This is a genomic window from Fibrobacter sp. (genome assembly GCF_017551775.1).
In the GTDB taxonomy this organism is placed as follows: domain Bacteria; phylum Fibrobacterota; class Fibrobacteria; order Fibrobacterales; family Fibrobacteraceae; genus Fibrobacter.
On record NZ_JAFZKX010000086.1, the window covers coordinates 1 to 9,245 of the forward strand.

At 54.4% G+C, this 9,245-nt stretch carries 10 protein-coding genes and 1 tRNA gene; 2 read left to right on the forward strand and 9 right to left on the reverse strand.

The window, feature by feature from the left end; genetic code table 11:
• The 5 genes from murD to IK012_RS10460 form a co-directional block, all read right to left on the reverse strand.
• Positions 1 to 1,100 (reverse strand): UDP-N-acetylmuramoyl-L-alanine--D-glutamate ligase (gene murD, locus IK012_RS10440; protein ID WP_290954099.1); only part of this gene is annotated, 1,100 nt, incomplete at its 3' end.
• A 104-nt stretch (positions 1,101 to 1,204) separates the two neighbouring features.
• A tRNA-Leu gene (locus IK012_RS10445) sits at positions 1,205 to 1,288 on the reverse strand.
• A 63-nt stretch (positions 1,289 to 1,351) separates the two neighbouring features.
• A complete protein-coding gene (gene secG / locus IK012_RS10450) occupies positions 1,352 to 1,759 on the reverse strand; it encodes a preprotein translocase subunit SecG (RefSeq protein ID WP_290954102.1) in 408 nt (135 codons plus the stop codon).
• 36 nt (positions 1,760 to 1,795) lie between these two features.
• Entirely contained in the window at positions 1,796 to 2,557 is a 762-nt protein-coding gene (tpiA, locus tag IK012_RS10455) for a triose-phosphate isomerase (protein WP_290954106.1), read from the reverse strand.
• 99 nt (positions 2,558 to 2,656) lie between these two features.
• Positions 2,657 to 3,100: a hypothetical protein gene (locus IK012_RS10460; RefSeq protein ID WP_173379928.1), complete on the reverse strand. Its 444-nt coding sequence runs from the start codon at positions 3,098 to 3,100 to the stop codon at positions 2,657 to 2,659.
• 124 nt (positions 3,101 to 3,224) lie between these two features.
• Here IK012_RS10460 and IK012_RS10465 point away from each other — a divergent pair, with 124 nt between their 5' ends.
• Positions 3,225 to 4,157 carry a hypothetical protein gene (locus IK012_RS10465; RefSeq protein ID WP_290954111.1) on the forward strand — a complete coding sequence of 311 codons (933 nt, stop codon included), beginning with the start codon at positions 3,225 to 3,227 and terminating at the stop codon, positions 4,155 to 4,157.
• Here the strand turns inward: IK012_RS10465 and IK012_RS10470 are convergent.
• The 3 genes from IK012_RS10470 to IK012_RS10480 form a co-directional block, all read right to left on the reverse strand.
• The gene (locus tag IK012_RS10470; protein WP_290954114.1) at positions 4,121 to 4,843 is read right to left on the reverse strand and encodes a hypothetical protein; all 723 of its coding nucleotides are present in this window, start codon (positions 4,841 to 4,843) and stop codon (positions 4,121 to 4,123) included. The genes IK012_RS10465 and IK012_RS10470 overlap by 37 nt on opposite strands.
• 85 nt (positions 4,844 to 4,928) lie before the next feature.
• Entirely contained in the window at positions 4,929 to 6,029 is a 1,101-nt protein-coding gene (gene recA, locus IK012_RS10475; RefSeq protein ID WP_173379931.1) for a recombinase RecA, read from the reverse strand.
• 42 nt (positions 6,030 to 6,071) lie between these two features.
• A complete protein-coding gene (locus IK012_RS10480; RefSeq protein WP_290954118.1) occupies positions 6,072 to 6,668 on the reverse strand; it encodes a CinA family protein in 597 nt (198 codons plus the stop codon).
• 189 nt (positions 6,669 to 6,857) lie between these two features.
• Here IK012_RS10480 and IK012_RS10485 point away from each other — a divergent pair, with 189 nt between their 5' ends.
• Complete coding sequence (locus tag IK012_RS10485; RefSeq protein ID WP_290954121.1) at positions 6,858 to 7,985, forward strand: DUF5683 domain-containing protein; 1,128 nt, start codon at positions 6,858 to 6,860, stop codon at positions 7,983 to 7,985.
• Positions 7,986 to 8,029: 44 nt separating this feature from the next.
• Here IK012_RS10485 and IK012_RS10490 read toward each other — a convergent pair whose 3' ends face one another.
• A complete protein-coding gene (locus tag IK012_RS10490) occupies positions 8,030 to 8,647 on the reverse strand; it encodes a histidine phosphatase family protein (RefSeq protein WP_290954124.1) in 618 nt (205 codons plus the stop codon).
• Positions 8,648 to 9,245 lie beyond the last annotated feature (598 nt).

The window sequence follows — 9,245 nt, forward strand, 5'->3', positions numbered from 1 at the left end:
ACGAGGATGTTCGAAAGTTCGGTGAAGTCCGCGTTCTTCTCGGAGCCGCCGAGGATGAGCGCGAAGGGGCGCGTCATGCTGGCCGTAGCGGCGATCGTCGCGTCGGGGCGGGTGGCGTAACTGTCGTTGAAGAATTCAATCCCGTTCTTCTCGCCCTTGAATTCCATGCGGAAGGGGAGGGTCTCGTAGCTCTTCAGTGCCTCGAATGCGTCGGCCACCTTGATCCCGAGTGCCTTCACGGCGAGGGTCGCTGCAGCCATGTTTTCCAGCTGGTAAATGCCGCGCACCTTGCAGTCCGCAAGGTACAGCTTCTCGCTGTCGATGGCGAGGGTGGCGCCTTCAATCACGGCGTCCCCGTCACCGGCACCGTCGCCATCGGCGTGGCATACGGCATACTTCGTTCCGGCAGGGCTTTCGCTTGCAATCTTCGCGGAGGGGGCGGCATCCTTCAGGTACACGCAGGTCCCGCCACGCTTCTGCCAGCGTACCAGGTTGGCCTTCGCGTCGCGGTATTCCTCCACGCTCTTGTGCCAGTCCAGGTGCTCGGTGGATACGCGCAGCACCACGCCTACGTCGGGCGAACGCGAAAGCGTCATCAGCTGGAAACTCGAAAGTTCCAGGATGCTGATGCGGTCAGGCGTCTCGGTCTCGAGCAAGTCGAGCGCGGGCACGCCGAAGTTTCCGCCAATCTCGTTTTCTACGCCGCACTTGGTGAGGATATGGCTTATCATGCTCACGGTAGAACCCTTGCCGAGCGTTCCCGTGACGCCAACGACTTTCTTGGATTTAGTTTGTTCTAAAAACAACTGAATTTGGCTCGTCATGAGCCCGCCGTTCATCTGGAACTTGAACAGGTCCTGGCTCATCGGGTACACGCCTGCGGAGCGCACGACGGTCACGCAGTCCTTGAGTCCGTCCAGGTAGCCTTCGCCACTGAAAACTTTCACGTTTACGTCTGCGGGTGTTTCCGGAAGTTTCACCGGGTTCTTGTCCATCACGACGATTTCCTTGATACCGCTGCGGACAAGGTAGTTGAACGTGCTCTGGCCTTCGACGCCAAAGCCTAAAACTCCTACGGGTGCGACTAATGTATTCTGCATGATAAAACCTCGGAGAGAAAAGTAGAAAACGATGTGTAATGTGAGATGCTGCGCCTTCAGCGCAACAAAAAAGTCCACCCCGCAATGCAGGGCGGACTTCGTAATGCGGTCGGACAGACTTGAACTGTCATGGGATCGCTCCCACTAGCACCTCAAGCTAGCGTGTCTACCAATTCCACCACGACCGCAGGTTCGTCACATGCGTAATCCCGCAAGTGCAGGTTTACGCGATGACAAATCCTTTTGGCGTGTTACTCGGCAGCGGGAGCTTCAGCCGGTGCAGCCGGAACTTCGGCAGCGGGTGCTGCGGGAGCTTCAACGGCCGGAGCGGCGAAATCGCCCGGAAGAGCCGGAGCGGGAGCCTGCTGTTCGGCATTCTCACGAGTTGCCTTCTGCATGGCAGATTCTTCAACGGTGACGTTCTTCTTGGCGGTGATGAGGCCGAGGGCGAATACCACGATGAAGAAAATGATGGCGACGACGCGGGTCAGCTTCTGGATGAAGGTTGCCGCACCAGCGGTAGAGAATGCGGACTGGGATGTCATGCCACCGAGACCTGCGAGGCCGCCCATCTTATCGTTCTGCACGAGAACGAGCAGAGAGAGGAACAGGCAGAGAAAGACGTGGACGACAATCAGAATCCAAAAAAGAGTTGTCATGTGACGATTCCTTGGTTTAAGTTTCTAGCCGCGAAATTACTTGGCTTCGGCAGCGTCGATGATTTCCTTGAAGGTGTTGGCCTTGAGACCTGCACCGCCGATGAGGCCACCGTCGATGTCCTTCTGGGCGAGGAGGCCGGCAGCGTTGGCGCCCTTCATGGAGCCACCGTACTGGATGCGCATGCCTTCGGCAACGGCTTCACCGTAGATTTCCTTCACGACGTTACGGACGAAAGCCTGGGTGTCCTGAGCCTGTTCGTCGGTAGCGGTCACGCCGGTACCAATCGCCCAAACCGGTTCGTAGGCGAGCACGCACTTGGCAGCGTCTTCGGCGGAAACGTCCTTGAAGGCGCCCTTGACCTGGGTGCTGAGCACGGCTTCGAGCTTGCCGCCGTTGCGTTCGTCGAGAGTTTCACCGATGCAGATGATCGGCTTGATGCCGGCTTCGAGGGTCTTCTTGACCTTGAGGTTCACCGTTTCGTCGGTTTCGTGGAAGTACTGACGCTGTTCGGAGTGGCCGATGATGATGTATTCGGCGCCGATTTCCTTGACCATGTCAACGGAGACCTTGCCGGTGAATGCGCCCTGGTCCTTCCAGTGGATGTCCTGGATGGCGAGCTTCACGTTGGTACCCTTGATGACGTCGGCGACCTTGGCGGCAGCGAGGTAAGTCGGGGCGATGACCACTTCGGTCTTCTTCACGTCCTTGACGGCTTCCACGATATCCTTAGCGAGCTGAACGGATTCGCTAACGGTCTTGTTCATCTTCCAGTTACCAGCAATGATATACTGACGCATAATTAACTCCTTGAAAGGTTTAAAATTTAACGCGCCTAAATTTAGTAAAAAAAGCCGCCTTTTGAAAGGCGACTTTTTAAACTAAGGCCGTAAAAAAGGTTAGTTGTAGTTGCTGGAACGGCTCGAAGTCGGGGCCGGAGAGCCGCCGTAGCGGTCGCCTTCGATCTTTTCGAGGATCCATTCGTTTTCGTAACCCTTCAGGCGGGCCTGGTCGGGGTGCTTCCAGAGGAGGCGAGTGATGAGCTTGCCTTCTTCGGTGTAGTATTCCCACACGCTGGTGGAATCGGTCTCCGTTTCGTGGTCGGGAGGTCCCCACAGCAGGTTCACCATGTCATTGGTCATGCCTTCTTCGATATAGCCCTGCTTGAACACGTCCTTGAGGCGCTTTTCGATGCCCATGCTTTCCTTGGTGACGAAGTACTCGCGTTCGTATTCGTTTTGGCCCACGCCACGTTCAATAAGAATGGGAGAAGATGCTTTGTTTGCGCACCCCCAGAAAAGCAGTCCGCTGAGGGCTAGTACGCACAGATGAGAAATTTTCATAGGAACTCCTATAAGATTAGTGTCCACAAAATAAGAATTTATCGGGCAAATAGATGAAATATTTTTTAGATTTTACATTGAAATGCGGTTTTTCTGTCAACAAATTAGGATTTCGCTTGTTTCGGTGCTACTTGCTTTCACCCTTTCCATGGGTGACGGCTTCGACCAGAGTGCACAGTTCGGCTTGCGTTACGGGCCGAACCTCTCCTGGAGCGCCATGGGCAATACGCCGTTTGTATGGGGACAGTGGCTGCCGCAGTTTACCGCGGATCTTCACTACACCTGGCTCGAACCCATTGAACCGCTCAATTACGGCGAGAGAATGGGCCGGATTCCCACGTTCCTTAAAATGGAAGGCGCGCTGGAAGTTTCCCCGTTCTACGCGGGCTACCAGGTGGGGTTCGGGCTGCGTCCGTTCAAGACTAATCCGCAGGTGGAGGTCTCGGCGACGTACGAGAGCTTCTTCTACCTGATGAGCAACCTCGAGATGGTCACTTCCGACGTGTTGGGCGAAGGGCGAATCGCCGAAACGTGGAATGCGGATTACATTGTCGACAACGCCTGGGATAGCGACGAGTTCGATTACGCCCAGCTGTTCGATGTCGCGGTCAAGATCGAGTATTTCTTCCCGAAGTCCGCGCTCATCGGCCTCAACATGCATTATATCCTTACGGATATCAGCACCGATTTTTCGGGCAAGAGTTACGACTACAAGCTCAACATGCCCGTGTTCAGCCGCGATTTTATTCTGGACTTCGAATTCTTCGGGCGTACGCCCATCAGCGAGAATGTCGCTTTGCTGGTGGAAACCTCCCTGTTCAGGACGGGTTTCTTGCGCAACGGCGATGTCGTCGAGAAAGAAGCCCTCAGCTACATGATGGTCAGGCTTGGCCCGCATATTTCCTGGAAAGAAGGCTTGCGCAGCGTTACGCTGGAACTCGGTTTCTGGAACCGCCTGAAGGACAGGTTCTACGACGGAAACCTGGCCCAGCAGTTTATCGTGCAGTTGCAATATCAGGGTTACTTCTCGTTCCCGATCCACAAGGACGCGCGGTAGTCGTGTCCGAATTTCAACAGGTTCTCGCGTAACGGATCGCGGTTCAGGTCTTCCACGGGGTAGGCCGAACGTATCCAGAATTTGCCGCGGTAGTCCATGCCCGCGACGGTCACGAGCGTCGGGAGGAAAACGCCGGAAAGTTCTTTCCAGGAGTCGATGCGCATTTCGCGCTTTTCCCTGAAGGCCCCGCGCATGGTCACGAGATGCGGCTGCGGGAGCGTGTCGCTTGCGATGCTCCACCACATCTGGGAGAACGCCGTGGAGAATATGGTCGGCTTCTGGACCGAAGAATCCTTGCACATGAAGAGCCCGCGGGCGAGAAGTTCGAGGTCGTCATACCGGACGGGCGTATTGCCGATTTCTTCTTTCAGGTGGTGCATCGCCATCTGGCGCTTCATTTTCGGGGAATCCTTCTCGATATAGCGGCTTGTCGAGTCGGTGATGTATTTGTACGAGGGCGTATTCGGCAGGTGGATAAAGAAGGTGTCGCGCTTGCTTACTTCGTGGTGACGCCATTCGATATCGATTCTTGCGCGCGAATGCTGCGCATTGATGAACCAACCCTCCATGTTCACAATCATGTCCTGGTCCAGCAAGGAATGCGTGCAGAGTTCCTGCGCATGCGCCGTAACCGCAAACGTTGCGGTCAGCAGGGCGGACTGGATGAGGGTGCGAACAAACTTCATGTGTGGAAAAATAAAAAACTCCGTTCTCTCCCAATGGCTAAAAAGAAAGAACGGAGTTCGTTTTTAAGGAAGATTCGACTGGAGATTAGGCGTCGGCTTCGACGGAGGCGCCTTCGCCGTCGTCTTCAATCTCGAGGGCTTCGTTTTCGCCGAGCTTGAAGAGTTCCACGTCCTTCATGCTTTCGCGGATTTTCTGTTCGATTTCGTTGCAGAGTTCCGGATTGTCCTTCAGGAAGAGGCGGGTGTTCTCACGGCCCTGGCCGATGCGTTCGTTGTTGTAGCTGAACCAGGAACCGCTCTTCTGGATGATGTCGAGTTCGGTGGCGAGGTCGAGGATGGAGGCTTCGCGGGAAATGCCGCAGCCGTAGAGAATGTCGAATTCGCACTGGGTGAACGGAGCCGCGACCTTGTTCTTCACGACCTTCACGCGGGTACGGTTGCCGATGACTTCTTCACCGTCCTTGATGGCGGCGATGCGGCGGATGTCGATACGCTGCGTGGCGTAGAACTTGAGGGCGTTACCGCCGGTAGTCGTTTCGGGGTTGCCGAACATCACGCCGATCTTCATACGGAGTTGGTTGATGAACAGCATGCAGGTGTTGGACTTCGAGAGGATGCCGGTGAGCTTGCGGAGGGCCTGGCTCATGAGGCGGGCCTGCAGTCCCACGTGGTTGTCGCCCATTTCGCCGTTGATTTCGGCCTGCGGGACGAGGGCTGCCACGGAGTCAATCACGATAATGTCAATAGCGCCGGAGCGGACGAGGGTCTCGGCGATGTCGAGGGCCTGCTCACCGGTATCGGGCTGGGAAACGAGGAGGGATTCAATATCGACACCGAGCTTGCGGGCATAGACCGCGTCGAAAGCGTGTTCTGCATCGATGAAGGCCGCGACGCCGCCGAGCTTCTGGGCTTCGGCAATGGCATGCAGGGTGAGCGTCGTCTTGCCGGAAGATTCGGGGCCGTAGATTTCGATGATGCGGCCGCGGGGGAAGCCTCCCACGCCGAGCGCCATGTCGAGCTGGATGCATCCAGTCGGGATGACGGGGATTTCTTCGACAGGCTGGCTACCGAGAGCCATGATGGAACCTTTACCATAATTCTTTTCGATCTGCGCAATCGCGGCTTCGACCGCTTTTGCCTTGTCGGCGGAAAGGTTGCTAGTGGGTGTCGTGTTCTTCTTTGCCATATTGGACTCCATTTTTTGTTTTTTCTTGTCTAAATATACTATTTAGTGTTCACTTGTGCAAGTGCTTTTTTGTTTATTCAGCAAAAAAAGTAACCTGCCCAGCACTATATAAACGGTTTTGAGCCTGATTTTGAGCCTATCCCCTGCGAAAATTTTACAAAAGGATTCATTTTGCAAACAGTTGTTACCAGAAATCCAGGAAATGGACATCCAGACGGTGCCTACGGGCTTGCCCGGGACGGCGCCGCCGGGCCCCGCGATGCCCGAGGTGGATACCGCCCACTGGCAGCCGAACTTTCCGAGTGCGCCTTTGGACATTTCCTTTACGGTCTGTTCGCTCACGGCCCCGAACTGTTCGAGCGTCGCGTGGCTTACGCCCAGGAGTTTTTCCTTGATTTCGTTCTGGTAAGCGACGATACCGCCGGCGAGCACTGCCGAAGAGCCGGCTTCGTTCACGATGCTCGATGCCACGAGCCCGCCCGTGCACGATTCCGCCGTGGCCATCATCTCGCCGCGCGCAATGAGCGTTTCCTTGATGGCGCGCACCAGCTCGGCGATCTTTTCTTCGAGGACGCTTGCCTCGATTTCCAAGCCTTCGATGTTCGCTTCGGTGATTGTCTGTTCGTTGCTCACTTTCATACTCCGTAATTTAGAATTCTTTTGTGTCATAAAATGACAGTTTGAACAAATGGCGAAATTTTTTTGAAAAATATACCTTTTGGGACTGCGGTATGCAGTTCCCGCATATGGGATATGCTCGTTCTGCCTATGCTATTATTAATAGGGTAATCAGGGAGTATAAACGAATTATTTCTATATTTCGGGCCGATGTCGAATCGTCTGCTTTCCATAATCCTGTTTGTTTGCCTCGCCCTTGCTGGGGTGGCTAGTGCGCAGACGGTTCTGCAGACGGGGGCCAGGCAGATGGGCGCACAGCCGGTGTCTTCGGCCTCGGAAACGTCACAAGATAGTTTGCAACGGGAATCCAAGGCTCCCGAAGAAGCGAAAACGGCCGATGGCGATACGCTGGCGCAGGCTGCGGATTCTTCCGAGTTCAAGGGAGACCCGCTGGTGAAGGGCAAGACGGGCATTGAAGCCATTGATACCCTTACCGTGAACGAATGGGATATCCCGACGACGCGCAACTCCTTGCCCTTGACGATGCTTTTGAGCATTTTGCCGGGCGGCGGGCATTACTACACTGAACACTATGTGCGTGGCGGGTTCATCACGGGCATTGAACTTTTGCTCGTGTACGAGGTGTATTTCAACAAGGCATACCAGAAGGACCGCGTGCTCGAACAGGCGCGCCCATTCCAGGATTCCGTCTCGATGTACACGAAGTTTATCATGGAGGCGACCGACCGCGATTCCCTGAGGGCGCTTCAGGACAAGCGCAACGAGTATGCGTCCCGTGTGCGAGAGAAGAGCGACAAGAAGATGGAACAGGAAGACCTGCGCTACGCCGAGAACGCATGGCTGATAGGCCTTCATTTGTACGGGATGTTCGACGCCTTTGGCATCTGGTTCAAAAACAACCACAGGAGCGTGGAATTCCGCAGCATGAAGACTGCGGTGCTATGGGCAATTCTGCCTGGGTTCGGACAAATGTATAACGGCGAATTCGGCAAGGCGGGCCTGTTGTACATGGGGCTCATCGGGGCCACGGCGAGCATCCGCACCTCGCAGAACATGGTGGAATACTACCTCGATCGCAAGCATTTCTTGGAAAGGGAAAACTCTAGCCCAAAGGAACTGGAACGCGTAAGCGAGCGGGTTACCTATTACCGCAAGAACCGCAACCAGTATATCTGGGGGCTTGCGCTTATTTACCTCTATTCGCTTGGCGATGCCGCGGTGGATGCGCTTTTGAGCGATTTCGACAACCCGATTCATTTCGCTTTGATGCCGAATTTCTCGGGCGGCGCGCAGGCGGTTTTCTCGCTTGATTTTTAATTTGTTAGGAATGCGGGTTTGGTTATCCCGCATTTTCATTCCAATTATTCCATCACCAGCGGGGGCATCTTGAGGCCCTCGTGCACCGTCGTGAATGTTCCGCGGAAGTGTCCTTCGCTGTTGCGCGTGAATTCGAAACGGTTCACCATGGCGTAGCTGAACATGCCTTCCACGAATATGTCGTCGGCAAGCCCGCAGGCGAAGTGCTGGAGCGCCGCGATGACGCCCGCATGCGTAACCCACAGGAATTCGCCGTCGTCTTCGAGCGTGTCGAGGAATTCTTCCACCCGTCGGTCTACGTCATGGAAGCTTTCGCCCTGCGGGAACCGGAATCCGCGCCAGTCCTTCATCCATGCCGCCATTTCCGTTCTCGGGGCGGCGGTAAGCTTCTGACCTTCCCACGACCCAAAGTTTAGTTCGATGATGCGTTCTTCCTTCTCGATCGGGAGTCCCGTCGCCTCGGAGACCTTTTCGGCAAGCCTGAGGCAGCGCAGGAGCGGGCTGCTGAACAGGCGGCTCGGCTTGGGCTCGGCCTTCAGAAAATCCGCGATGGCGCTGGAGGATTCCTCGGGAAAGGTGTCGGAGACATCAAAATCCAGCCTGCCGTAGCAGACGTCTTTCGGGTTGTAGGGCTTGGTATGGCGGATTGTCCAGAGGATCATGGTCGATTCGGAATAGAAAAATGGGAACGCTGGTGTCTGCAAATAAAAAAAGCCCTTTTGGGGCAAAAAGAAAAATCCTAGGCGACCTGAGCACATAAAAATTCACAAGTCCGTTGCTGCTTTCGCCCTGGCGTGTTGCCCGCAAATAGTCATTGCGCAGGGCCTAGGAGCCTTAAATATAGATAGAATTCGGCAATTTACAAGGGATTTTTGTCGGATTTTACAAGAAATTTGGCCTTTTTATGCAAAAAAATGCTTTTTTTTGCACGGAAATCTGCCGACTTTGCTGATAAGCAAAATAACACTGGCATGATTGTAAATTTTTGTATATATTAAGGGCGTCGACAGCGGTTCGGCGATGTTTTTTGGGGTTTTTGATAAAAAAAAGGTTTTGTAATCAAATGTGATGTTGCTCACACTAAAAGGCAGGATTCGGTAAATCGGGAAATTTTGCCCCGGTTCTTTGAAAGACCACCTTGGAATGTAACATTTTTTTAGTATTTTTGGGGTCGGTGTGAAATGGGTTGGAGTCAACCATTTTTCCGTGTGGTGGAGAAAATGAACAAATTGAAGTGTTTGGCAGTTTTGTGCGTTGGTC